This window comes from Halomonas binhaiensis (assembly GCF_008329985.2).
Lineage (GTDB): Bacteria > Pseudomonadota > Gammaproteobacteria > Pseudomonadales > Halomonadaceae > Halomonas > Halomonas binhaiensis.
The window spans coordinates 176,123-202,256 of record NZ_CP038437.2; the positions used below are offsets into that span (position 1 = coordinate 176,123).

The 26,134-nt window shown below is 58.0% G+C and carries 19 protein-coding genes; 15 read left to right on the plus strand and 4 right to left on the minus strand.

Features of this window, described 5'->3' with window-relative positions; translation table 11 throughout:
- Positions 1-82 precede the first annotated feature (82 nt).
- From aroQ to E4T21_RS00880, 4 genes are all read left to right on the plus strand, one after another.
- Positions 83-664 (plus strand): gamma subclass chorismate mutase AroQ, encoded by a 582-nt coding sequence (aroQ, locus tag E4T21_RS00865; protein WP_240349246.1) that lies wholly within the window; start codon positions 83-85, stop codon positions 662-664.
- Positions 665-790: 126 nt separating this feature from the next.
- Entirely contained in the window at positions 791-1,057 is a 267-nt protein-coding gene (locus E4T21_RS00870) for a DksA/TraR family C4-type zinc finger protein (RefSeq protein WP_149282684.1), read from the plus strand.
- 230 nt (positions 1,058-1,287) lie between these two features.
- The gene (gene nhaC, locus E4T21_RS00875; RefSeq protein ID WP_149282686.1) at positions 1,288-2,808 is read left to right on the plus strand and encodes a Na+/H+ antiporter NhaC; all 1,521 of its coding nucleotides are present in this window, start codon (positions 1,288-1,290) and stop codon (positions 2,806-2,808) included.
- Between the two features lie 219 nt (positions 2,809-3,027).
- A complete protein-coding gene (locus E4T21_RS00880) occupies positions 3,028-3,699 on the plus strand; it encodes a hypothetical protein (protein WP_187775073.1) in 672 nt (223 codons plus the stop codon).
- A gap of 56 nt (positions 3,700-3,755) precedes the next feature.
- Here E4T21_RS00880 and E4T21_RS00885 read toward each other — a convergent pair whose 3' ends face one another.
- The gene (locus E4T21_RS00885; RefSeq protein ID WP_149282687.1) at positions 3,756-6,461 is read right to left on the minus strand and encodes a cation-transporting P-type ATPase; all 2,706 of its coding nucleotides are present in this window, start codon (positions 6,459-6,461) and stop codon (positions 3,756-3,758) included.
- Between the two features lie 233 nt (positions 6,462-6,694).
- On the minus strand, positions 6,695-7,975 hold the full coding sequence (locus E4T21_RS00890; protein ID WP_149282689.1) for an MgtC/SapB family protein: 1,281 nt from the start codon (positions 7,973-7,975) through the stop codon (positions 6,695-6,697).
- Between the two features lie 387 nt (positions 7,976-8,362).
- Between E4T21_RS00890 and E4T21_RS00895 the strand changes: the two genes are divergently transcribed.
- The 3 genes from E4T21_RS00895 to arcA all read left to right on the plus strand — a co-directional run bounded on the left by E4T21_RS00895 (position 8,363) and on the right by arcA (position 11,956).
- The gene (locus E4T21_RS00895) at positions 8,363-8,869 is read left to right on the plus strand and encodes an Hsp20/alpha crystallin family protein (RefSeq protein ID WP_149282691.1); all 507 of its coding nucleotides are present in this window, start codon (positions 8,363-8,365) and stop codon (positions 8,867-8,869) included.
- 331 nt (positions 8,870-9,200) lie between these two features.
- Positions 9,201-10,625, plus strand: a complete 1,425-nt coding sequence (gene arcD / locus E4T21_RS00900) for an arginine-ornithine antiporter (RefSeq protein ID WP_149282693.1) — start codon at positions 9,201-9,203, stop codon at positions 10,623-10,625.
- 56 nt (positions 10,626-10,681) lie between these two features.
- Positions 10,682-11,956, plus strand: a complete 1,275-nt coding sequence (arcA, locus tag E4T21_RS00905; protein ID WP_149282695.1) for an arginine deiminase — start codon at positions 10,682-10,684, stop codon at positions 11,954-11,956.
- A gap of 162 nt (positions 11,957-12,118) precedes the next feature.
- Here arcA and E4T21_RS00915 read toward each other — a convergent pair whose 3' ends face one another.
- Complete coding sequence (locus tag E4T21_RS00915) at positions 12,119-12,262, minus strand: hypothetical protein (RefSeq protein WP_187775074.1); 144 nt, start codon at positions 12,260-12,262, stop codon at positions 12,119-12,121.
- 366 nt (positions 12,263-12,628) lie between these two features.
- Between E4T21_RS00915 and E4T21_RS00920 the strand changes: the two genes are divergently transcribed.
- The 3 genes from E4T21_RS00920 (at position 12,629) to E4T21_RS00930 (ending at position 17,307) form a co-directional block, all read left to right on the plus strand.
- Entirely contained in the window at positions 12,629-13,978 is a 1,350-nt protein-coding gene (locus E4T21_RS00920; protein ID WP_420827719.1) for an SLC13 family permease, read from the plus strand.
- Between the two features lie 21 nt (positions 13,979-13,999).
- A complete protein-coding gene (locus tag E4T21_RS00925; RefSeq protein ID WP_149282701.1) occupies positions 14,000-15,271 on the plus strand; it encodes a glycerate kinase family protein in 1,272 nt (423 codons plus the stop codon).
- Between the two features lie 143 nt (positions 15,272-15,414).
- Positions 15,415-17,307 (plus strand): ABC transporter ATP-binding protein, encoded by a 1,893-nt coding sequence (locus E4T21_RS00930; RefSeq protein ID WP_187775076.1) that lies wholly within the window; start codon positions 15,415-15,417, stop codon positions 17,305-17,307.
- Positions 17,308-17,346: 39 nt separating this feature from the next.
- On the opposite strand, the gene E4T21_RS00935 is transcribed toward E4T21_RS00930, so the two are convergent.
- Positions 17,347-19,332: a sigma-54-dependent Fis family transcriptional regulator gene (locus E4T21_RS00935; RefSeq protein WP_149286965.1), complete on the minus strand. Its 1,986-nt coding sequence runs from the start codon at positions 19,330-19,332 to the stop codon at positions 17,347-17,349.
- 333 nt (positions 19,333-19,665) lie between these two features.
- On the opposite strand from E4T21_RS00935, the gene E4T21_RS00940 reads away from it, so the two are divergent.
- The 5 genes from E4T21_RS00940 to E4T21_RS00960 all read left to right on the plus strand — a co-directional run bounded on the left by E4T21_RS00940 (position 19,666) and on the right by E4T21_RS00960 (position 26,127).
- On the plus strand, positions 19,666-21,477 hold the full coding sequence (locus tag E4T21_RS00940) for an NAD(P)/FAD-dependent oxidoreductase (protein ID WP_187775077.1): 1,812 nt from the start codon (positions 19,666-19,668) through the stop codon (positions 21,475-21,477).
- A 56-nt stretch (positions 21,478-21,533) separates the two neighbouring features.
- Entirely contained in the window at positions 21,534-22,613 is a 1,080-nt protein-coding gene (locus E4T21_RS00945) for a 2,3-butanediol dehydrogenase (protein WP_275898215.1), read from the plus strand.
- A 681-nt stretch (positions 22,614-23,294) separates the two neighbouring features.
- Positions 23,295-24,194, plus strand: coding sequence for a helix-turn-helix domain-containing protein (locus tag E4T21_RS00950; RefSeq protein ID WP_149282705.1), 900 nt, complete (start codon positions 23,295-23,297; stop codon positions 24,192-24,194).
- A 262-nt stretch (positions 24,195-24,456) separates the two neighbouring features.
- Entirely contained in the window at positions 24,457-25,137 is a 681-nt protein-coding gene (locus E4T21_RS00955; protein WP_149282707.1) for a 2Fe-2S iron-sulfur cluster-binding protein, read from the plus strand.
- Positions 25,138-25,140: 3 nt separating this feature from the next.
- Positions 25,141-26,127, plus strand: a complete 987-nt coding sequence (locus E4T21_RS00960) for an FAD binding domain-containing protein (RefSeq protein WP_149282709.1) — start codon at positions 25,141-25,143, stop codon at positions 26,125-26,127.
- The last annotated feature ends 7 nt before the right edge of the window (positions 26,128-26,134 follow it).

A 26,134-nucleotide genomic window follows, 5' to 3' on the forward strand; every position in this document is an offset into this window, starting at 1 on the left:
AGACGAATCGAGGCTGCCTCGCTATTCTGATCGTCCTGGGATGAACACAAATGGAGATCAGATAGTCATGATGACGGTGTTGATGAAAAAACCTCGCGGTGCTCTGTTTTCTTGCGCCATGCTGGTGGCCTTGCTGTTCAACATCAGCCAAGCCAATGCCGAAACGCCTTCGGAAGATGCCAAGCAGACGGTGAATCAGTTGCTGACGTTGATTGATGAGCGACTGGCGATTGCGCCAGAGGTGGCAAAGGCCAAGTGGAACTCTGGTGCGCCGATCAATGCACCGGAGCGGGAAGCGCAGATACTGGAGCGCGTGGTGGCGGAGGCGGCAAGCGCCGGCGTCGATGAAGCGCTGGCCCAGACATTTTTTCAGCACCAGTTTGATGCCAGCAAACGCGTTCAACAGCGCCTTCATGATCAATGGCAGAAAACGCAGCACCCGCCTTTCGATAACGCCCCGGACCTGGCCAATGACATACGCCCCAAACTGGATAAACTGACGCCACAGCTGATTGGCGCGCTGCACGACTTTCAGGAAACGGCCAAGACTCCCGGCGTCGGAGCGTATCTTGAATCACAGTCAGCCTTGCTGGTGCAGGATGATGCTTCAGGCGATGCCCGGGAAGAAGCCGTGTCCCCCTTGTTCGACGTGGCAACTCCATAGGGATTGATGCGTGGAAACGAAGAGCGGCGTGTTTCCCATGGCGGGCCTGCTCTCCTGCCTTGTCCCGCATCCTGTCGACGGCATAAGCTGAAGGACTGGTCGCGAGAACGTAAGAGGTGGCTGCAAATGGCAGGCGGTTGGTCAAAGGACGGTGACGTACAGGAGCAGATCGACAACACGGTCGAGGATGCCGTGCATCGCTCGCGCAGTCGCCTGCCGCATGGCGAGAGTCTGCGTCATTGTGAGGAATGTGACGAACCCATTCCCCAGGCGCGCCGGGAAGCGCTGCCCGGAGTGCGTCTTTGCATCAACTGCCAGGCTGAGCATGACAAGCACGAGAAAGCCTTCAGCGGGTATAACCGACGTGGCAGCAAGGATAGTCAGTTACGTTGAGTGGCTGACAGGTCTTCCACCTTGCCCAGGCAGTGGGCCACCGAACGCATCGTCCTGCCGCTGACAAACGGGTCTTGTCGTGAGCATGCCATGCAATGTGTCGCATTTATTCAATCTTTCCTTCAGGTAGTGGCTATTAATGAAAGGTCCTTCTCATGAAGGACCTTTCGATGGCGCTGGTGTGCCATCGAGAGCGATTCGACAAAAATAACCACAAGGAGAGATGGTTCATGGTTCATTCCCCTGTCACTCGGCCGGGGCTGCTGCTGGCGTTGCTGCCCATCGTACTGACGTTCGCTGTACTGGGCGTACAGTTATTCATCTTCGATGACTTCACTCCGCATGTGCCCTTGATCATTGGTATTGCCATTACCGCGCTGGTGGGCCGCTATCTCGGCTTGAGCTGGGAGGATATGGAAAAGGGCATGCTGCATGTGGTGAGCGTTGGTTTGCCGGCAGTAGGCATCCTCATGCTGGTGGGCATGATCACTGGCCTGTGGATCGCCAGTGGCACTGTACCGACATTGATCTACTACGGCCTGGAGCTATTGAGCCCGCAGATCTTCCTGGCTGCGGCCACCCTGTTGTGCGCCCTGGTTTCGGTGTCCCTCGGGACTTCCTGGGGTACTGTCGGCACGGTAGGCCTGGCCTTGATGGGCATCGGGGCGGGGTTCGGCATTCCACCCTACTGGACGGCTGGCGCAGTGGTATCGGGAGCCTTCTTCGGTGACAAGGTGTCCCCGCTTTCCGATACCACCAACCTGGCGCCAGCCGTCACTGGCGTCAACCTGTTCGATCACATCCGCAATTTGATGCCGACGACGCTACCGTCGATGGCGATTGCTCTGGTCATATACCTGATGGTTGGGCAAGGCATGGTCGGCGATCAGGCAGCTTCCTTCGAGCGTATCTCCTCCATTACCGAAGGGTTGTCACAGCACTTCGATATCACCGCGACGTCACTGCTGCCGGCATTGGTGGTCATTGCCTTGGCCATGTTGCGTTTCCCGGCACTGCCGGTGCTGTTCGTCGGTGTGCTGCTGGGTGGTGTCATGGCTTTCCTGCAGCAAGGAGAGAGCGTCAGTACGTTGTTCGCCTTTGCTTTCTCGGGATATTCGATCGATACCGGCGTGGCCGAGATTGATGGGCTGCTCAACCGTGGCGGCCTGCAATCGATGACCTGGGTGATTACCCTGCTGCTGATCGCCTTGTCGTTCGGCGGCATCCTGGAGCGGACAGGTTGCATGCACGCGATCATCTCGGCCATCGTGCGCCGGGTCAAAAGTTTCGGGGGGCTGCAGACCTCGGCCATCGCCAGTTCCATGAGCACCAACCTGGTGGCAGGCGATCCCTATCTGTCCATTACCCTGACCGGTCGGATGTTCGGCCCCGTCTATCGCGGCAAAGGCTATTCGCTGCTCAACCTGTCGCGCGCCACAGAAGAAGGCGGTACCTTGATTTCCCCCTTGATTCCGTGGAACGCGGGCGGAGCGGTGGTCATCACTGCTCTGGGCCTGAACAGCGGAGCGGGTGGTATGGAAAGCCTGATGTACATTCCCCTGGCCTTTGCCTGCTGGATCTCTCCCCTGATTGGCGTGACATATGCCTGGCTGGGCTGGTTCTCACCGCGTGCCAGCGAAAGTGAAGTGGCGCAGTGGCATGCCAATGGCGAGGAAATCATGGATTTCAATGCCTCCAGCCAATCTGGCGCTGCTGTCAGAGGCGTTGATGTCGCTACGCGAATGCCCTGAAGCGGACATCGTGTGATGTGAAAGGGGCGCCCAGCTTGTCGAGCTGGGCGCCTTCGTTTTCGTCTCGCCGATGCATCGAGTAGATGCATTGCAAACATGTATCGCGAATATGGCGACGCCATAAGGTTGATCTTGGTCAAAACGGCCTGAAGGGTGCCGCAAGGCGTCAATCAGCACTGCTAAAGTGCATGTACATTACCGAATTAATGGGGTGTCGCCATGAACAAGATTGCCTCTTCAGTTTCCGTTCTTGCGCTGTTGGCAGGAGTGAGCATGGGAACTGCACTATTCCCTGATTCTGCCTCTGCCCATCAAGACCAGGAGAATCCCTGCCCCTTTGGCCAGGGCATGATGGGTCCCGGTATGGGCGGCCAGGGCATGATGGGCCCCGGTATGGGCGGCCAGGGCATGATGGGCCCCGGTATGGGTGGCCAGGGCATGATGGGCCCCGGTATGGGTGGCCAGGGCATGATGGGCCCCGGTATGGGTGGCCAGGGCATGATGGGCCCCGGTATGGGTGGCCAGGGCATGATGGGGCCTGGTATGGGTGGCCAAGGCATGATGGGGCCTGGTATGGGTGGCCAAGGCATGATGGGGCCTGGTATGGGCGGCCAAGGCATGATGGGGCCAGGAATGATGATGGGGCCAAACATGGGTGGCCAGGAGGGCTATCATGGCCGAATGGTGGCCCCCCAGGCGCTTACTGTCGATGATGTCCGCACCATGTTCGAGAGCCACCTCGAGTGGCAGGGAAATCCACGCCTGAAGCTGGGTGATGTCGAGGAAAAGGACGAGAACACTATTGTCGCCGACATCGTTACCGTCGATGACTCACTCGTGCAGCGCTTGGAAGTGGATCGTAATACCGGGTGGATCAAGCGGGCTCAATAGCAAGACAAGGCCGAGTGCTGGCTCATCTGGATGGTCAGTTCGAGTGAACCAAGCACTCACTTCGGGCTACGCAGCTGGGCCCAGCGCAGTCGCAGTTGCTTTTCCAGCTCGATGATCACGAACGAAGCTGCTCCGATGCCGATGATGACGAGGCCGTCCGTGAATGGAACGGCCTCGGTGCCGAATAACCGCTGCAATAGCGGTAGGTAGGTCACGGCGAACTGTCCCAGGGTCACTAGCACAACAGTCAGCCAGACTATCGGTGTGCCTGCTATCGCTCGTGGTGTCAGCGAGGTTGTGTAGAAGTTGCGCATGAAGAACAGGTGGAAGATTTCCATTACCACCAGCGTATTGATGGCCATGGTTCGGGCCAGTTCGATGCTGTAGCCCTGGTCGAGTGCATAGCTGAAGATGCCATAGACACCGCAGGGGAACAGGCTCGATACCAGCACGATGTGCCAGGCCAGGGTCCCTGTCAGCAAGGGTTCTTTGCGCCGCCGTGGTGGGCGTTGCATGGTTCTTGCTTCCAATGGCTCGAATGCCAGTGCAAGCCCCAGGGTAATGGCAGTGATCAGATTGACCCAGAGGATCTGCACGGGTGTTACCGGCAGGGTGGTACCCAACAGCAGGGCGATGATGACGGTGAGTGCCTCTCCGGAGCTGGTCGGCAGCGTCCAGCCGATGACCTTCCTGAGGTTATCGTAGACACGCCGCCCCTCGCGGACTGCCGCGACAATGGTGGCAAAATTGTCGTCTGCCAGCACCAGGTCCGCGGCTTCCTTGGCCGCCTCGCTACCACTGCGGCCCATGGCAATGCCGATATCGGCCCTTTTCAACGCTGGGGCGTCATTGACGCCATCGCCGGTCATGGCCACGATCATTGAATTGGCCTGCAGCGCCATTACTAGCCGCAGCTTATGTTCGGGGCTGGTACGGGCAAAGACATTGGTCGTCTTGATCGCCACCATCAGCTCTCCATCGCTGAGCTGGTCGAGATCGGCTCCCGTCAGCACAGTCTCAGGCTTTTCCAGTCCTGCCTGTCGGGCAATCGCTGTTGCGGTGCCTGCATGGTCACCGGTGATCATCTTGACGCTGACTCCGGCCTGGCGGCACTGGGCCACTGCCGAGATCGCTTCCGGACGTGTTGGATCGATCAAGCCCACCAGGCCAAGCAGCAGCAGACCATCTTCCAGGTCGTCGAACGCCAGGGCCGTTCTTTCATGACTGACCGGTTTCATTGCCAGGGCCAGTACACGCTGCCCCTCCGCGGCAATAGCCTCGTAGCGCTGACGCCAGTGTTCCCGGTCAAGGCGGGCGGGGCCATCCGGATGCCACTGACCACTGCAGAGTTCCAGTAGTACTTCGGGGGCACCCTTTACGTAGATGCAGGCGTGCTGGCGATGATCGTGATTGAGCGTCGCCATGTAACGATGGCTGGCATCGAAAGGAATGGCATCGATCCGCGGCCAGGAGCGTCGCAGGGCATCATCGTTCCTGCCCAATTTGCGGGCCAGCACCAGTAGAGCCCCCTCCATCGGGTCTCCCTCGATGTTCCAGCGACCATCCAGCTTGTGCAGGCACGCATCGTTGCACAGGCTGATCACTGCAGCGATTGGCTCCAGCCAGGCATCTGCATGGGGTTCGATGATTGCATCGTCCTGTTGCAGGTGACCCTCTGGTGCGTAACCAGAGCCGGTCAGGCGATAGTGATGGAGGTCGGTCATCAAGGTAGTGACCATCATCTCGTTGCTGGTCAGAGTGCCGGTCTTGTCGGTGCAGATCACCGAGACTGCGCCGATAGTCTCAATGGCCGGCAGGCGCCGCACGATCGCATGATGCTTGGCCATTGCCTGCACTCCGATGGCCAGTGTGATGGTCAGTACGGCCGGCAGGCCCTCTGGGATGGCTGCAACCGCCAGTGCAACGACGGCCATGAACAGGTCGGCGAAGGGATGATGGTGAATGAAATAGCCAAACAACAGCACCAGGGCGGAGATCACCAGAATCAATAGTGTCAGCCAGCGTGCAAACTCCGATATCTGTCGCAGCAAGGGGGTTACCAACGGTTCCACCGACGACAGCAGGCCGCTGATACGCCCGATTTCGGTCTCGGATCCTGTTGCTACCACCAGGCCGCGGCCCTGGCCGCTGCTGACCAGGGTGCCGCTATAGGCCATGCAGCTGCGATCGCCGAGTGCTGCTTCAGCATCCACGGCAGAGCTGCTCTTTCCCACCGCGACCGACTCGCCAGTGAGGATTGCCTCCTGCATTCGCAGGCTATGGCAATTCAGCAGGCGCAGGTCAGCCGGTACCCGGTCTCCGGCTTCCAGCAACACGATGTCACCGGTCACCAGCTCGACTGCCGACACAGCTTGCCGCTGTCCATTTCTCAATACCGTTGCCATGGGCGCGAGCATCCTGCGCACAGCTTCCATGGCCTGTTCGGCTCGGCCTTCCTGGATGAATCCCAGCAAGGCATTGATCAGCACCACTGCCAGGATCACGCCTGTATCAATCCAATGCTGGAGGAGAGCAGTGATGCCGGCCGAACCCAACAGCATGTAGATCAGTGCATTATTGAACTGTGCCAGCAGGCGCAGAAAGGGATGGCGTCGAGGGGGCGCTGGCAGCCGGTTCGGGCCTTGGGCGGCAAGGCGCACTTTGGCTTCTTCGCTGCTGAGCCCATCGGCCTCACTGCGATACTGTGCCAGTATGTCTTCGGGAAGGCAGGCATGGGGCGGTTTCCTGGCGTCATTCAGCATACTCCCCTCTCATCGCAGTTTGCGTGGCCACCCTCCCGGGGGGGGCGCGAAATCCGGTGATCAGCCCAAGCCAGTCATCTCTGAACAGACGCTGGCACTTGCATGGCAGGAATTCGTGTCACCAGTGTGGATGAGTTTTGTGGTGCGGCAGCGTTATCCGTGCACAGACTTGCTGCAGGTCAAGAAAAGCCAAGCCTGCCGTTGAGTTGCCTTGTCGGGTTGAAAATACGCAATCAAGCCAGCCAGGCCAGCGCCAGGCCTATCAGCAAGGAAAATACCATGGGTACTGCAACACGACTTTTCAGCCGAGGGGTACCGATAAAGACGGCGACCCCAGCCTTGAACACATTATTGACGGTTGCAGCGATGACAATGCCGAGAACAGCAGTAGAAGCATCAATTCTTTCCGGCACCATACGCGTCAGCGAGAGGGTGATGGCGTCCAGGTCGGCGATACCGGATGAGGCCGCCAGGAGATAGATACCGGCGTTACCCAGCCAGTCTTGTAGCCATGTGCCTAGCACCATGATCATGGCCAGAAAGGTGCCAAGCAGCAGTGCGGTACGCAGTTCCAGAGGGTTCTTGCTCAGTTGGATACGGTCAACCTTGAGCGTCCGGTGTTGAGTGCGCCAGATATACAGTGCTGCGACGTAGAGTCCGACTCCCATGGTCGTCACCGGCAACCATAGCCGCGGTAGCAGGGTAGGGTTGATGACCGCGGCATACAGCAGGATGCGAGGAAACATGGTGCCGCAGGCCACCAGAATTCCCGCTGCCAGCATGGGCCCCAATTCCGGGTTGCGGCGCGACTGGCGCGAGTAGTGCAGTGTCAGAGCAGTGGATGAGCTGAGACCGGCGAACAGTCCGGTGAAGAGAATGCCTTTTTCAGCACCACCGACGCGGATGGCAAAGTAGCCAACAAAGGAAATCGAAGCGATCAACACCACCAGCCACCAGATTTCGTAGGGGTTGAGTACTCCACCTGGTCCCATGCCCCGGTCGGGGAGCAGGGGCAACAGCACCGCGCTGATCAGCAGCAGCTTGAGGGCAGCGTCGAGCTCATGGGATTGCAGCTTGTTCAGCAGGCCGTGGATTTCATCCTTGTTGTCGAGAATGACGGCAGTGATGACGGCGATGGCAGTCGCAAGCGCCAGGTCAACAGTAACGGCAATCGCGCCAAAACAGAAGGTCAGTAGTAGGCCAATCAAGCCGGTGATGCTGTAGTCGTGGCTTTCAGCGACACGCTCTCGCCAGGCGACCAGGCTTATCGCAGTCACAGACAGGAAAATCAGTGGAAATGCCCAGGAGGTGACGGTTTTCGACAGCAGTGCGGCGACCCCGCCAAGCAACCCCACCAATGCGTGGGTGCGAATACCCGCCACACGTTCACCCGACTTCTTCTCGCGTGCCACCCAGCCTCGTTCGATGCCGATCAAGGCACCTAGCAGCAGTGCCATTCCCAGGCGAAAGGCGGTCTCATTGGCGGTAAGGAGCTGGCTGGCGACATTATCCATGAGTGCAATGGTGATACCTTGCCAGAGCGCTCTCGCATGGCCGCGGAATTGACCGTGCAAGAGGGCGCAGAATGAAAGATTTCCCATCTATCCAATACGATAGGCGCGCCGATGAAGGCTTGCCACCGTGACCGACTTCTTTCTGGAGCAGCACCGAGGTATGCACAGGAGAAGTGGTTGAAATGAGTCACTGCATGTACGTTTTGATCCATGTCAAAGTTTCTAATTGCCATCATCGCATGCCTGGCTGAGTCGACCTAATGTTCAAGTGTGGCCTTCTTGCCCGACCAAAGAATGCCGCGTGGTCTACCCGAGGCAAGGCCACATATCGTGAATTTCTCATCAATATGTATTGAGTATTTCGATTGCTCAAAGGGAGCGATTGTCATGGCCAAGAAAAGTGTAGAGGTAAGCAGTCCCTCCAGCAGCAAGGCTTCCCTGGCTCCGGTCACGCATGGCATAAGCCCGTTTCGTGAGTTCGACCGACTGATCGACCGCTTTTTCGATCATGAATGGCGGCACCCGCTACGCTGGGAGCAGTCCCTGCTGGACGGACTCGCAACCGCTGGTCCACGGATTCCCAAGGTCGATGTCATCGACCGGGATGCCGAGGTTGTCTTGCGTGCCGAGGTTCCGGGCATGGCACGTGAAGATCTGGAAGTGTCTGTCACGGACAGCACTGTCACGATCAAGGGGGAGAGCCACAAGGAAGCCAAGGAAGAAAGTGGCGACTATTATCGCTGCGAAATGTCGCACGGCAGTGTGGCTCGTACGGTGTCATTACCTTGTGAAGTCGACGCCAACAAGGCCGAGGCAAGGTTCAAGGATGGCATTCTGGAATTGACGCTGCCAAAGACCAAGGAAGCCCATCGGCGGACGCTAAAGATTCAATAGTCATTCTGAGCAACATGATGCGAGTCGGGCTGTCATGTTCGGCTCGCTAATTGAAATAAAGAGCACTTGTATTATTTGCGAATAATATTATCTGTTTTTTAGAAATATCATATTGATTCAATTGGGCGTTATTTAATCAAAGTTCTAGCCCTCTGGCCGAAGGCCATGTCCGAAATACACCTTACCAGCAACTCTCGGTGTACGGGAGGAGCTGAGCATCAGGGCGAAAGAAGAGAGTTTGCAACAAATAACGAGCCCCTACTCATCAACGGATAGACCTGGCTCATCAGGAATGGCTCTTTTACGCGGTACTCGCATCGAGGGCTTGAACATGCAATCAACACATAAGTTGAAGATCGGTGCACTTAGCGCATTGGTGGTTGGCTCCATGGTCGGCGGCGGTATCTTCTCGTTGCCGCAGAACATGGCCGTCAGTGCGAGTGCAGGTGCGATTCTGATCGGTTGGGGCATCACTGGCGTAGGCATGTTGGCCCTGGCGTTCCTGTTCCAGTCATTGGCGATACGCAAACCGGAATTGGATGGTGGGATCTATGTCTATGCCAAGGCGGGCTTTGGCGACTATATGGGTTTCTCATCCGCCTGGGGATACTGGATCAGCGCCTGGCTGGGAAATGTCAGTTATTTTGTTCTTCTGTTCAGTACATTAGGGTTCTTCTTTCCCGTTTTTGGTGATGGTAATACGTTGGCGGCCATCATTGGTTCCTCTGTCCTGCTCTGGGGAGTGCATTTCCTCGTGTTGCAGGGCATCAGGGAAGCCGCCTTCATCAACCTGATCACCACCATTGCCAAGATAGTGCCGCTTATTCTCTTCATCATCATCACGGCAGTGGCATTCCAGGCGGACATCTTCACTCAGGATTTCTGGGGCGACACAAGTCTGGAACTCGGTAGCGTGGCTGATCAGGTGCGCAACATGATGCTGGTGACGGTATGGGTGTTCATCGGCATCGAAGGGGCGAGCATCTATTCTGCTCGGGCTGAAAGACGCAGGGATGTCGGGCGGGCCACCGTGGTCGGCTTTCTTGGTGTACTGCTGTTGCTGGTGCTGGTCAATGTACTGTCCATGGGTGTCATGACCCAGGCTGAGCTCGCAGGACTCAGCAATCCCTCCATGGCCGGAGTGCTGGAACGGGCCGTCGGACGATGGGGGGTAGTGCTGATCAGTATAGGGCTGATCATTTCTCTGACTGGGGCCCTGCTCTCCTGGACACTGCTGTGTGCCGAGATTCTGTATGTCAGTGCTCGCGATCACACCATGCCTGCCTTGCTCAGGAAGGAGAACCGCAAGCAGGTACCAGCCAATGCATTATGGCTCTCCAATGGCCTGATCCAGATTTTCCTGATCATCACCCTGTTCAATGAGGCCACCTATCTCAACCTGTTCTATCTCGCCACGGCGATGATCCTGTTGCCTTATTTCTGGTCGGCGGCTTATGCCTTGATGCTTTCTCTGCGTGGTGAGACCTATGAGGGGAAGCCCTATGAACGCCAGAGGGATATGTTCATCGCACTGGTGGCCACTCTCTACGCCATCTGGCTGATTTATGCGGGAGGTGCCCAGTACGTTCTCCTGTCTGCCTTGCTTTACGCACCTGGTGCCTTGTTGTTCGCCAAAGCCAAGCGTGAACAGGGGGTTGCTGTATTCACCTATATCGAAAAACTGATCTTTCTCGGGGTGCTGCTCGGCGCTGCCATGGCGATATATGGCCTGTATGCAGGCTTGCTGACACTTTAGCAAGGCGCGAATTCACCAGCACTTCTTCCAACCACTACCACGCATCGGGGGCTTTCATGTCCGATAATCTGCCCAGGTCAGGCGACCAACCCAAGCTCGGTGTTCACTCTGAGGCAGGCAAGTTGCACAAGGTCATGGTCTGTTCTCCGGGACTGGCCCATCAGCGGCTCACGCCTAGCAACTGTGAAGATCTGCTGTTCGACGATGTGATCTGGGTCAATCAGGCCAAGCGCGATCATTTTGACTTCGTTACCAAGATGCGCGAACGAGGGGTTGAAGTGCTGGAGATGCATAATCTGCTGACCGATGTAGTGCGCGATGGGGAAGCGTTGGCGTGGATTCTGGATCGCAAGATCACGCCGAACCAAGTAGGTGTCGGTCTACAGTCTGAGCTGCGCAGTTGGCTGGAAGGGTTACCTCCACGTAACCTCGCCGAATTCTTGATCGGTGGTGTTTCCGGTTCCGACCTGGAAGGCACCCACAGCGGAGAGGTGGTCAATATGTATCGTGACTATCTCGGCCACTCCAGCTTTCTTCTTCCGCCGTTACCCAATACTCAGTTCACTCGTGACACCACCTGCTGGATCTATGGCGGTGTCACGCTGAATCCTATGTACTGGCCGGCACGGCGTCACGAGACATTGCTCACTGCTGCTATTTATCGATTCCATCCGGAGTTTGCCAATGCGGACTTTCCAGTCTGGTTTGGTGATCCTGATACCGACCATGGACTGGCGACTCTGGAAGGTGGTGATGTGATGCCTATTGGTCGAGGAGTGGTGTTGATTGGGATGGGAGAGCGCACATCGCGTCAAGCAATTGGCCAGCTGTGCCAGGCGCTGTTTCAGGCCGGGGAAGTCGGGCATGTCATAGTGGCCGGCCTTCCAAGGTCACGTGCCAGCATGCACCTGGATACGGTCTTCAGCTTTTGCGACTACGACCTGGTAACCATTTTTCCTGAGGTGGTAAAGGGCATCGCTGCCTTCAGCCTGCGCCCCGATGAGAGCAAACCTGGCGGTATCGATGTATGCCATGAACCTTGCGGGCTGTTGGACACTGTTGCCAGGGCGCTTGGCTTGAAAGCGTTGCGGGTTGTCGAGACCGGAGGGGATAGCTTCGTCTCCGAACGTGAGCAGTGGGACGATGGCAACAATGTACTGGCACTGGAGCCAGGTGTGGTAGTTGGCTATGACCGCAATACATCAACCAATACGTTACTGCGCAAGGCCGGCATCGAAGTCATCACCATCAATTCCAGCGAACTGGGGCGTGGCCGTGGTGGAAGCCACTGCATGACCTGTCCGATCGTGCGTGCTCCAGTTGATTATTGAACACCAGACTTGGCACGGACTCAGGGGAGCCAGTTCATGATCGCTGCATGCGTTGGTATATGGTGGGCCTGGAGACGCCCAGAAGATGTGCGTCATGACGGATATTCCATGCTGAGAACCTGCCACTGAGGCGGCCCTTTTTCTGGATCCGCATCAAGGTATTCAGAGCGGCTGGGTGGGAGAATTGCCATTGAGTGCTTTTTTCTTATTAAATTCTTCTTTCTTATTGAGTACAGTCTTCTTATTGCTTTCCTGCCTCTCTTGGTAAAGTGATTTATTGATTGTTTTTTCTCTTTCATCTCCCATTTTTACCCACCGTTTGTATATAAAAAGACAGAAAATTAAGGATTAATTTTCTGTTAATCATAGTGTCATGCTTTTGTCATGATTTCTGGCCTCATTTCCGACAATATATTAAAGATTTTTGATAAAAAGATGATCCTTTCTTTACTTTCATAGAGAAGGGAGGCGCATTCATTGTGGTGATTTTTCTTGCAAGACCAGGACGACGAGAGAGGTAATGTTTCAATGCAGAGAAAATTATCTCCGCGGATTTCAGGTCATTCTTCTTTAGTGTGTCACCCACGAAGTCCCTGGCGCTCTTGGCAAACCATAAGTTCCATCGTGCTCATGGGGTGCGGCGGGCTTGGCATTCTTTATGGGGTCGAAGGAATGCCAATGGCCGGTCGCTGGACCTTGATAGTGTTCTGTGCCGCGTTGATCGCCTGGGTGAACCTTGATGTCTCGGACACCGCGGTTGCGCTATTGGCGGCACTGGCTCTGGTTGTGCCTGGCGTCGTCGATGAGAATCTTCTGTTCCAGAGCCTTGGTAATGACATTATCTGGTTGCTGATTGCCGCCTTCGTCATTGCCTCGGTGCTGAGCAGAAGTGGTATCGCAGGGCGGCTGGCATCACGATGCGTCGCTCGCTGCGGCAGGGTGTCGAGTGTCTTCTGGACCATCACCCTGGTCACCGCATCGACTGCCTTCCTGATCCCATCGACATCGGCGCGTGCCGCTATCATGCTGCCGCTGTTCATGGCACTGGCGGAAGTCATAGGCAGGCCCCGTGTGACACGGGCGCTTTCCTTGCTGTTTCCAAGCGTGATCCTGCTGTCCGCCGGGGCTTCCTTGACCGGAGCCGGCGCTCACCTCGTTGCCATGGACTTCATGGCGAAATTCTCCCACGAGGAGATAGGGTTCGTGCGCTGGGCCATGCTTGCGGGTCCTTTTGCGCTACTCACCAGCCTGATTTCCTGTGCCCTGATCCAGTGGTTGTTCCTTTCGCGTGAAGACCGCAGCGCACCGCTGGGTGAACTCGCGATTCCCGGGCCCGCAGCATCTGCCAGCACACCTGCAGTGATCGCCATCATGGTGCTGACCATTGGTCTGTGGATCACCAGCCCGTTGCATGGTCAGAGCATGGCCATTATTGCGCTGGTCAGTGCTCTGGCGCTGTCGACCCCGGCGGTATCCGGCGTGTCTCTCAAGACGGCGCTCAAGGATGTGGAATGGGGGCTGTTACTGTTCATGGCATCGACCTTGATGCTTGGCCAGGCCCTGATGACTTCCGGCGCCATCACTTATATCACCGAGCATGTCCTTGCGCGGATGCTGACGGGGCCACAAAGGCCAGCAGCCTGGCTGGTGATTACGCTCACGGCCTTGATTGCCAGCCTGGCTCACCTGCTGATTACATCGCGTACGGCTCGGGCCAGTGTGCTCATTCCTGCAGTAGCGTTTCCGCTTGCCGCGACGGGAGTCAACCCGGTGACGCTGATGCTGGTCATCACACTCGGAACCGGCTTCTGCCAGACATTACCGGTATCCGCCAAACCCGTTGCTCTGTTCAGTTCAGCGGTAGAAGGAGGGTTCGAAAAGCCTGACCTGCTACGGCTGGCGACCATCCTGCTGCCCATCTTCATGGGGTTGTTGATTGTCCTGGCCATCTTCATCTGGCCTCTCCTCGGACTACCTGTCGATAGCGACTGGATGGGGCCTGTCTCCATGGAAAACCGATAACTCAAGGATAAGAGGTCCGTCATGTCGATAACGGTTCTGGTTGCGCCTTCCGGGTTCAAGGAAAGTCTGTCAGCCGCCCAGGTAGCCGACTGCATTGCCACAGGGTTGCTGCGTGCCATGCCTGAAGCGCACATTCTCAAGGCACCAATGGCCGATGGGGGAGAGGGCTTTGTCGAGACGCTGGTGTCTGCTGTGGGAGGAACACTGCACCCTGCTGTGGTCACTGGCCCGATAGGAAAGCCCGTGGATGCCTTTTTTGGTCTCCTCGAAGGCCAGGATATGCCCACTGCTGTGATTGAGATGGCCGCGGCCGCAGGGCTTCGGCTGGTACCCCGCGATCGCCGTAATCCATGTCTCACGACCAGCCATGGCGTCGGAGAACTGATCTGCGCAGCGCTGGATGCCGGAGCGAAGCGTATTCTGCTGGGCTGTGGTGACAGTGGTGTCAATGATGCCGGTGCCGGTATGGCAGAGGCTCTGGGGGTGCGGTTTCTCGACATGCAGGGGCGCCCCCTGGCGCGCGGAGGAGCCGCACTTTGCCAGCTTGCCCGAATCGACATGTCGAGGCTTGATCCGCGCCTGGCCAATGTACGTCTGGATGCCGCCGTCAACTGGCATAACCATCTGCTTGGGCCCAAGGGCGTGGCGAGAGTCTTTGGCCCTCAGAAGGGGGCCACGCCGGAGCAGGTCGTCATCCTGGAACAGGCGATGGAGAATTACGCTAGAGTCATTGCACAGACAACAGGGATCGAGGTCGGTCATGCCCAGGGAGCAGGGGCCTCCGGTGGATTGGGAGCAGGCTTCATGGGGCTTCTCAAGGGGCGGCTGTACCCGCGTTACGATATCGTGATGCAGTATCTCGACCTCGATCGGCTGATGGCTCAGGCGGATCTGGTGATTACCGCCGAAGGCAGCCTGGATGGCCAGACCCCTTTCGGCAAGGTGCCTGCCGAGGTGGCACGGCGAGCCAAACAGCGGAAACTACCGGTCATTGCCCTGGCGGGTACCATCGGCAAAGGTGTGGCGCTGAACTTTGAGCATGGCATTGATGCCTTTTCCTGCATTCTCAAACGCCCCTGTACGTTGGATGAGGCGATCGACAATGCCGCCAAACTGCTGACCAGGGCCACCGAAGACGCCGTGAGGCTGGTCGATGTCGGCATGCGTCTGGCAGGCCCCGCCATCTTGGAGGGGCCGCCATACCCGCTCAGCGTCTCTCCGCCGCGAGATATGGACACGTCACTGGCAGGTTTTCAGCACGTCCCGCTGTGCTTGGGCAATGGTCGACGATAACAGGCAGTGGTCGACGATGACAGAGAGTGGCGTCGTTGATAGAGGTTTTCCATCAGGGCGATATCTCGACCGGTCCTTGACCTCAAGTTAACTTGAGGAAATATCGTGCGTGAACACATGGCTCAATGCTGGAGAGCGTCAATATGTTCCGTTTCTTCGAGAACCTGGTGAATCCTTATCCCGAGGGCGAACCGCAGATTCCACCACGAGATCTGCTGCCCTTCATCATTCACTTCTCCCGCCCGGTAGCCGGGCTGCTGGTGGCGATGTCCCTGGCTACGGCGTTGGTCTCGGCTGCTGAAGTGGCGTTCTTCCATTACATGGGAGAGTTGGTCGACTGGCTTGCCAGTGCCGAGCGTGAGGGATTCATCGCCGAGCATGGCATGCGCCTGGTGGGTATGGGACTGCTGGTGGTGCTGGGCCTGCCGTTGCTGGTGCTGCTGCAATCATTGCTGACGCATCAGGGCATCTTCGGCAACTATCCGATGTTGGGTCGCTGGTTATCACACCAGCATATGCTGCGTCAGAGCATGTCCTTCTTTCAGGATGAGTTTGCTGGCCGTGTGTCTCAGAAGGTCATGCAGACGGCGCTGGCCATCCGCGAGACGGTCATGAAACTGATGGACCTGCTGGTCTACGTGGCCGTCTATTTCACGGGGGCCATGCTGTTGCTGGGCAGTGCCGAGCCTTGGTTGATGGCCCCGCTGGTGCTGTGGCTGGTGGGCTATATCGGCATCATGAGGGTCTTTGTACCGCGGCTGCGGGACGTTTCGATGGCCCAGGCGGACGCCCGGGCGCGGATGACCGGCCGTGTCGTGGACAGCTACAGCAATATCCAGACCATCAAGCTGTTCGCCGATACCCGCCGCGAGCAGGCGTATGCCCGCGACGCCATGGAGGCATTCATGGTCACGGTACATCGTCAGATGCGCCTGGCGACCCAATTGTCGGTGAGCCTGACGCTGCTCAACTCATTGTTGCTGGTTGGCATCGCCGCCATGGCGGTAGGTGCCTGGTATCTGGAAGCGGTCTCCCTGGGCGTGATTGCGGTGGCTATTGGCCTGGTGATGCGTATTCGTTTCATGTCCGACTGGATTCTGTGGGAAGTGGCCAGTCTGTTCGAGAACATCGGCACCGTACAGGATGGCATCAATACCATTGCCCGCACGCCAGCGGTGCTGGATGCGCCAGACGCTGGCGAACTGGTCGTGACGCAGGGCGAGATTCGTTTCGAGGCCCTGCGTTTTGGCTATGACCTGCCGAGTGGTCAGGCAAGGCTGGTCTTCGATGGATTGGATCTGGCCATTGCGCCGGGGGAGAAGGTGGGTGTCATCGGTCGCTCTGGTGCCGGCAAGTCGACACTGGCCAATCTGCTGCTGCGCTTTCATGACCTGGAAGGAGGCACCATTCGTATCGATGGCCAGGATATTGCCGCTGTCACTCAGGAGTCATTGCGGCATAGCATCGGCATGGTCACCCAGGACACCTCTCTGCTGCACCGTTCGGTACGCGACAACATTCGTTATGGCAGCCCGGAGGCGAGTGAGGAAGCTATCTGGTGGGCCGTGCGTCAAGCGCACGCTGACAGCTTCCTGGAGGATCTGGTCGATCCTCGCGGGCGGCGCGGTCTGGATGCCCATGTCGGTGAGCGTGGCGTCAAGTTATCGGGTGGCCAACGGCAACGCATTGCCATTGCTCGTGTGCTGCTCAAGAATGCGCCGATTCTGGTGCTCGATGAGGCGACCTCAGCATTGGATTCAGAAGTGGAAGCCGCTATCCAGGAGCAGCTCTATGCCCTGATGGAAGGCAAGACGGTCATTGCCATTGCCCATCGCTTATCCACCATTGCCATGCTCGATCGTCTGGTCGTGATTGATGAAGGACGCATTATCGAGAGTGGTAGCCATGAGCAGTTATTGGCCCGGGATGGCCTGTATGCGGCCTTGTGGCGGCGGCAGTCTGGCGGCTTTCTCGGTGTCGAGGCAGAGGGTGAGCCGGATGAGACACCTCCCCACGAGGCGGTGGTGGCATCATGAGCCGGTGGTCTGAATGCCTTGCCAGGTGGCTGTTGCCGGTCATGTCATCTGGCGCTGGTTAGGGGGAACCAGCCCATGGCGGCGCATGCGTCGGTATATGGTGGGCCGGGAGACGCCCAATTGGCGTGCGACATGACTGACATTCCAGGCCGAGCGCTGCAGGAGTTCCAGAAGGTCGCGACCATCTGCCTGGGCCTTTGGCTGACCCATGGTAGACGCATAGGGAGTGGTGCTGGTGGAAGCTCTTGTCGATAGCGTGACAGGCAGACGGTTGCACTGACACTCTTCCGGCAAGTCATGCAAGGTGATTTCCTCGCCTTCTGCCGTGGCCAACGCGAAGGACAGGGCATTCTTGAGTTGGCGGATATTGCCAGGCCAGTCATAGGTCAGCAGTGCGCTCATGGCATCGGCACGTAGATGAATGCCTTGATCGCGTTCTTTCAGCAAGGCGTCGTAGACACCACGAATCACATATTGGCGATCGACCCGCTCGCGCAGCGCCGGCAACTTCAGTTGGGCGCCGTTGAGCCGGTAGTAGAGATCTTCGCGAAAATGACCTGAACGGATCAGTTCGCTCATGTCCCGATGCGTCGCAGTAATGACTCGGATGTCGACCTTCACTGGGGTGTCGGCACCCAGTGGCATCACTTCCCGTTCGGCCAGGACTCGCAGCAGGCGAGTCTGCAGCGAGAGTGGCATATCGCCGATTTCATCGAGAAACAGCGTGCCTCCGTGGGCCTGCTGGATCAGGCCGCGCATTCCCTTGCGCTGTCCTCCCGTAAAGGCTCCTGGCAGGTAACCGAAAAGTTCGCTCTCGATCAGGGATTCCGGAATGGCGGCACAATTCACTGCCACGAAGGGGCCATTGGCGCGCTTGCCGCTGTCGTGCAGTGCCCGGGCCAGCACCTCCTTGCCCGTGCCTGTCTCCCCGGTGATCAAAACACTCACGTCTTCATTACGCAGGCGGCGCGATAGCTTGATCACGCGGCGCATCATCGGATCATCCGAGGCCAGGCGATCCAGCGCGGGAACGGGGTCGGGAGACTCCTTCTGCTCATGCGAAGCCAGGTGGCGACCACGTGGTTCGACCAGGGTGACAAAGCAGGTTATCTCGTTGGCCCGCACACGGAAGGCCCGGATCTGGTCTTCGTGGGAAGTCAGGATACTCAGCAGGTCCCCGATCTCGGCATCGAATAGCTGAGTGGCCTTGAGGCTGCTGTCGTCAGACCAGGATGGCCAGCGCAGCAGGTGTTTTTCGATCAGGGCACGGCCATTGCCATTGGCGGCGATGATGCGTCCGTCCTCTTCCATGGCGATCAATCCGCGGCCATTGAAGTGCACCAGTTCCCGTGTCGTGTCGAAACGCAGAATCAGGCAGTTGCGATAGCGGTGCAGGAAATAGGCATCCTCGATCATCCGTGAATAGAGGTTCACCAACGCCAGAGCAAAGGTCTGGCTGTCCTGGGAACGAGGCGACTGCAGGGCGGAAATATCCAGCACGGCCATCATCTGTCCCTGGGGATCGGTGATCGGTGCTGCCGTGCAGGTCAGGCTGATATGCGTTGCATCGAAATGTTCAGCGTGGTGGCAGGTAATGGCCTGCCCATCATGCAGGCAAGTCCCTACCGCACAAGTGCCGGCGTAACGTTCGTTCCAGTCTGCGCCCAGATAGAGGCCAGCCTGGCGTAGCGCCTGATCATGCTGTCCCCGGAAGTCCACCGTGATGCCGCGCGGGTCAGTCAACAGCAGCACATAACCCAATTGAGCGATCTGGCCATAGAGCTGGTCGACACCGGCCCGGGCCACGTGCAACAGCTCATCTATGGGTTCCTGGTGATCACGCAGGGCCTGCTGGGTCAGCACCCGAACCGGGCGAGGGCAGCCAGGATCCAGTTGATACTCGCCGACACAGCGTTGCCATGAGCGATGAATCACCTCGCGGTAGGTGCCAAGGCCGATGTCGTGGCCTTCACTAAGACGGATCAGGTTACTGATATGCTGGCGTTGCTCGATGCGCAGGGCCATGTCTGCCTCCGCTTGGCCTGCTTCGCTCTTCATGAACGGCGGCCTGTTTGTTATCTGGCGACAAGTTTCATCCTAAGTTGCCGTCAGTGGGAGTCAATGACATGGGTGTTCACCCTTGGTCGGGGGTTACAGGTGTAACGCTGGCTGTCACGGGGTACAGGTGACAGCTGTTACATCGATTCGGCTCTGCCGTTTTGTGCCCGGTTGTTTCTGACGTAAAAATTACACTGATATTTCAGTCGCTTGACAATATTTGTCCTGCCAGGTGAATGATTGGCATGGATTCTGCGTTGACTACGTTGCATCACCACGAACAACAAGTGGAGAACAACGATGATGACGCGCACGCTCAATCAAGACGTACTCAATCAAGACGTACGACAGTGGCTGGAACGTTTCGAATCTTCTCTGGAACAGCACGATATTCTGCAGGTCATGTCACTGTTCGGCGAGGAATGCTATTGGCGGGACCTCGTGGCCTTTACCTGGAACCTCAAGACCATGGAGGGCAAGGACGAGATCCAGTCCATGCTCAACGCCTCCTTGCCGGAGACCCGTCCCTGCAACTGGCAACTTGAAGGCGACGCCAGTGAGGCGAATGGCGTCATCGAGGCATGGATCACTTTCGATACGGAGGTGGCCAAGGGGCGGGGAATGCTGCGCCTGAAAGATGGCCAGTGCTGGACGCTGCTGACCACCATGCAGGAGCTGAAGGATTATCCCGAGTCACTTGGCCTGCATCGTCCCAAGGGCGCCAAGCATGGTGCCAACAAGCAACGCGAGACCTGGCTAGAGGCTCGTCAGCGTGAAGAGGCCGAACTGGGTTATAGCCGCCAGCCCTATTGCGTCATCATCGGCGGTGGCCAGGGCGGTATCGGGTTGGCTGCCCGGCTGAAGCAACTGGATGTGCCGACCATCGTGATCGAGAAGAATCCTCGCGCTGGCGACTCCTGGCGCAACCGTTACAAGTCGCTGTGTCTGCACGATCCGGTGTGGTACGACCACCTGCCCTATATTCCTTTTCCCGAGAACTGGCCGGTATTCGCGCCGAAAGACAAGCTCGGCGACTGGCTGGAAATGTACACCAAGGTAATGGAACTCAATTACTGGAGTTCCACTGAATGCGAAGGTGCCAGCTTTGACGAGGCCAGCGGCGAGTGGATCGTCAAGGTCAACCGCAATGGCGAGCACATCACCCTGCGTCCACATCAGTTGGTGCTGGCCACGGGCATGTCCGGCATGCCCAATGTACCGAGTTTTCCCGGTGCGGAAACCTTCGAGGGCGAGCAGCATCATTCCAGCCGCCACCCTGGGCCGGATGCCTACCGCGGCAAGAGGTGCATCGTCGTGGGAGGCAACAACTCCGCCCATGATATCTGTGCAGCGCTGTGGGAACACGATGCTGACGTGACCATGCTGCAGCGTTCCTCCACCCATGTCGTGAAATCCGATTCGCTCATGGAGGAGGCGCTCGGGCCACTTTATTCCGAAGAGGCCGTGCGCAATGGCATCAGCCATGACAAGGCCGACTTCATCTTTGCCTCGATTCCCTACAAGGTGCTGCCCGATTTCCAGCGGCCGGCATTCGATGCGATTCGCGAACGCGATGCCGAGTTCTACCGCAAGCTGGAGAAAGCCGGCTTCCTGCTGGACTTTGGCGCAGACGATTCCGGCCTGTTCCTCAAGTACCTGCGGCGCGGATCCGGCTACTACATCGATGTCGGAGCCTGTGACCTGGTGGCCAACGGTGACATCAAGTTGCGCAGCGGTGTCAGCATCGAGCGCATCAATCCGCGTTCCGTGACCCTGACGGATGGTTCGGAGCTGCCTGCGGATCTCATCGTCTATGCCACGGGATACGGCTCCATGAACGGCTGGGCGGCGCGCATCATCTCTCAGGAAGTGGCCGACAAGGTAGGCAAGTGCTGGGGGCTGGGCTCCGACACGCCCAAGGACCCCGGACCCTGGGAAGGCGAGTTACGCAACATGTGGAAACCGACCCAGCAGCAAGCCTTGTGGTTCCACGGCGGCAATCTGCATCAGTCACGTCACTATTCCAAGTACCTGGCACTGCAGCTCAAGGCCCGGATGGAGGGTGTTCCGACGCCTGTCTATGGGCTGCAGGAAGTTCACCACCCGTCCTGATTGATCATGCGAGCCGGTACGCCGGCTCCTCCATTTTCTGAGAGAGGCTTCTTGCCATGGCGTACTCGAAAGATGCCTGGAATACGATGAAAGCGGCTGTCTGGTACCAGGCCCGGGATCTGCGGGTAGAGACGGTCGAGATTCCGGTGGTGCGGGATCCCCATCAAGTGAAGGTGAAAGTGGCTGCTTGCGGCATCTGCGGCAGTGACCTGCATGAATACAGTGCAGGGCCGATTTTCATTCCGACCGATACCCCTCATCCCATCAGTCAGGAGCGGGCTCCGATCATCATGGGGCATGAATTCGCTGGAGAGGTGGTGGAGGTAGGTGAACGTGTCACCCGGGTCAAGCTCGGCGACAGGGTGGCTATCGAGCCGATCCTGTCGCCCAATCTGAATGGGCAATATCTCATGGAGCGCTACAACCTGACGCCGTTGCTGGGTTTTCATGGGCTGTCTGGCGGCGGTGGGGGCTTTTCGGAATATACCGTGGTGGGCGAGCACATGGTGCATCCCATGCCTGACTCATTGTCCTACGAGCAGGGGGCTCTGGTGGAACCGGCGGCAGTCGCGCTGCATGCCGTTCGCCAGAGTGCCCTGAAGGCCGGTGACAGTGCCGTGGTATTCGGAACGGGACCCATAGGGTTGATGGTAATCGAGGCTCTCAAGGCCGCCGGAGCGGCAAGCATCATCGCGGTGGAACCATCGGAAGTGAGACGACAGAAAGCGGCAGAACTCGGTGCTCAGGTGGTGGACCCTGTCCCGCAGGATGCGGTTGAACAGATACATGCCCTGACACAAGGAGGCGCCGACTTTGCCTTCGAGGTGACAGGTATTCCTGCGGTGCTGGATCAGGCCATCAATGCCACCCATGCCGGCGGCGAGACGATCATCGTCAGTATCTGGGAGGCGCAGGCTACCTTTCAGCCTAATGACCTGGTGATCAAGGAACGTACCTTGAAAGGGATCATTGCCTATCGGCATGTCTATCCCGCCGTGATGTCACTGATGCAGCAAGGATACTTCCAGGCCAGGGACCTCATTACCGATCGCATTGCGCTGGATGATGTGGTCGAGCAGGGCTTCGAAACGCTGCTCAATGACAAGTCGCAGATCAAGATCATGGTACAGCCATAGACGTCGAAGGCTGTGCCAGCAGAGGACCAAGGCCAGCCAGTGCGGCCCCGGCAACATGCCGGGGCCGTCGTCATTTGGGTCATGTCAGGCAGGTCAGGTCGGTTTGATCAGGTCATCCATCATTGGCCAATGAGTGAACTTCCACGAACAGACAGAGTCGGCTGTGTGCTGGGCGCAATAAGGATTTCATCAGAATGCCGCGTCCATGAGACGACCCTGACAACGTGGCCACTCCATGGCCGACAACTCTCAGTTCAACAACTCTAAATTCAACAACAAGAGACTCGTTACATGCCAAAAGCGAAGTTATTCCTGCTGCTTACCCTGCTCGCAACGGGCACCATGATGCTGAATGGCTGCTCTCCCATTCCTGATCTTCCCGGCCCGATTGGCATTCCAGGGCTGTAGGTCTGTTTGACATCACCATGCCCAGGGCATTTTCAAGTGTCTGTCGACCGTCTTAGGCGTTTGCGGACACACCTTATTACTAAACATGCATAATGTGATGTCTGATTTTCCGATATGGTGATTACCAGACAGCTTGCACGAGTTGCCTGGTAGTGTTTTACCCAGTAAAGGAATGACAACCATCATGTCATTCCTTTCTTGTTCAATGTCCTGAAGGACCCTGGCTTTGCTCCATGATCCACGAAATCCGTTATCCACGGGAGGACAGGCAGCATGTCGATCAGGCCTATCTATGGTGAAGGAGGCATCCGTTCGCGGGACTCGCATACCGAGTTCATGCACCGGTCATCCTGGGTCGATGCTTCCATTACCCTCGATCGCCGGCACTGGGTGTGTGATGAAACGGAACTGCAATGGACCGCTCCACAGCACGTGATCATCCTGACCGAGCAGGGCAGAACCTCGCGCACGCGAATCCAGGCCGGGGGCTCATTGGTATATGACGGCGAAGACCGCTCTGGGGCGGTATCCTTCGTGCCTGCGGGGGTGGAACGGGAGGGCATGTATCAAAATGCCGACCTGACATACAGCGCGCTGTGGATTGATCCGGACTGCCAGGTTCCCGGATGCGAGAAGCTGGCGCACTTGCCTACCATGGTGAACGGCAGTGACACGGTGATCGAGACACTGCTGCGCTGCCTGTTCACGGAGCTGACAGCGGGACACCAGCCTGATTCCGCGTATATCGAGCATCTGACCGTACTCGCTGCGCTGCGCGTGTCGTCTTCACTGGCAAGTGCGCAGAACGTGCCGGTGTCGCCGGTATTGCGGCATGCACCGTTGCATCGTCGTACTCTGGCGCGAGTGGACGACTTCATCGAGGCGCATATGGATGGCGATATCTCTCTGTCCGATCTTGCCGCCCTTGCCGACATGCCTGTGGACACCTTCGCCCGACGCTTTCGATCCGCGACGGGACAGGCACCCTACGCTTATGTGATAGAACGGCGTATCGCCTGTGCCAAGCAGCTGTTGGCCACGACCAATACACCCATCGGTCAGTTGGCGCTGTCACTGGGTTTCTCCAGCCAGAGCCACTTTACTACCACGTTTCGGCGTCTGAACGGCATGACACCGAGAACCTTTCGCGCGCAGTTCCTTCCCGGCGGGTGAGTTCATTCATGAGTATTGCCTGGTTCGTCCTCCGAGCCTTGCTCAAGTTTGTTCCTGAATCTTGCTCGGATTTATTCCTGGATATTGCCTGAAATTATTCCTGAATATTGATAGTTCCTCCGCTTTCCTGAAAGAACCCAAAGGGATTCCTGCCTAGGCTGCCAAAGGGTGGGCTTCGTGCTCCGCCCAAGAGTTCTTGTGGATACATGACGGGGCCCGCGTATCACCGCTGGACCAATCACCACTAGCCCAGGATGACCCGATGACCGACCAAGATGACAATGCCGGGCCGACGCGTCGCAGTGTACTCAAGGCGGGGATCGCCGCCAGCTTCCTGTGCGCAACGGGGCTGCGGCCTGGTGAGCAACAGGCCCAGGCCCAGGAGACTGCCCGCACCGCTGGAGCTGCTGCCGGCAATGCCGCCACGATAACGCCTGTGTCGACGCACCTGCGCATCAATGCGCGTGAGGTGACACTCGACCTCGACCCTCGCACGACTCTGCTCGATGCCCTGCGTCATCAGCTGGCGCTGACCGGCTCGAAGAAAGGCTGTGACCATGGCCAGTGCGGTGCTTGCACGGTGCTGATCAACGGCCGCCGCATCAATGCCTGCCTGACACTTGCTGTCATGCATGATGGCGATGAGATCACCACGATCGAGGGGCTGGCCGAACCAGGTGTCCTGCATCCCATGCAGACGGCTTTCGTTGCCCGGGATGGTTTCCAGTGTGGTTATTGCACACCGGGGCAGATCTGCTCTGCCGTGGGCATGCTGGATGAAGCCGAAGCCGGCTGGCCGAGCCATGTGAGCCAGGACGTCACCGCCACGACGGTGGAACTGAGTGATGCCGAGATCCGCGAGCGCATGAGCGGCAACCTTTGTCGCTGTGCTGCCTATCCGAACATTGTCGCGGCGATCCGCGATGTGGCCGAGGAGGCATGAGTCATGCAGCCATTCTCCTATGAACGTGCCGAGGACGAGCAGCAGGCAGTGGCCATGGCATCCTCTCATCCAGAAGCCAGGTTCATCAGCGGTGGAACCAATCTGCTCGACCTGATGAAGCTGGGGGTCGAGCGGCCAACGCATCTGATCGACATCAGCCGTCTACCGCTGGCCAGGATCGAGTCGACCGAGGACAACGGCCTGCGTATCGGGGCTCAGGTGCGTAACAGTGACCTGGCCGCGGATCCCCAGGTGCGCTCGCGTTACCCGCTGCTGGCACAAGCACTGCTGGCGGGTGCCTCCGGGCAGATCCGCAACAAGGCATCCACGGCTGGCAACCTGCTGCAACGTACACGCTGCTACTACTTCTACGACCGCAACATGCCTTGCAACAAGCGCGAGCCGGGGTCCGGCTGTGCGGCACTCGAAGGCTTCAATCGCATGCATGCTGTGCTGGGTGGCAGCGCAGCCTGCATTGCCGTTCACCCCTCCGACATGGCGGTGGCCATGGCCGCGCTGGATGCCAGCGTCGAAACGCTGAGTGCCGATGGCAATGAGCGGCGTATACCGCTTGCCGAGCTGCACCAATTGCCGGGTGAAGATCCTCACGTGGAAACATCGCTGGCCCATGGCGAAATGATCACGGCAGTGACATTGCCGCCGCCACCGGCTGGCCGCCAGGTCTATCGCAAGGTGCGCGATCGTGCTTCCTATGCCTTTGCTCTGGTGTCGGTCGCCATCATCGCCAGCGCGAGTGGTGGCCGTATCGAGCATGCACGCATCGCCATGGGAGGCGTTGCCGCGAAACCGTGGCGCACGCTGGACATCGAGCAGGCATTGTCGGCTGCACCCGCCAGCGCGCGAACCTGCAGTGAAACTGCCGAGGCCGCGCTTGAAGGGGCCCAGGGATATGGCGGTAACGACTTCAAGATTCCATTGGCCAAGCGGACGTTGCGACACACGTTGGCAACGGCCATCGAACCGGTGTGAGGTGTGG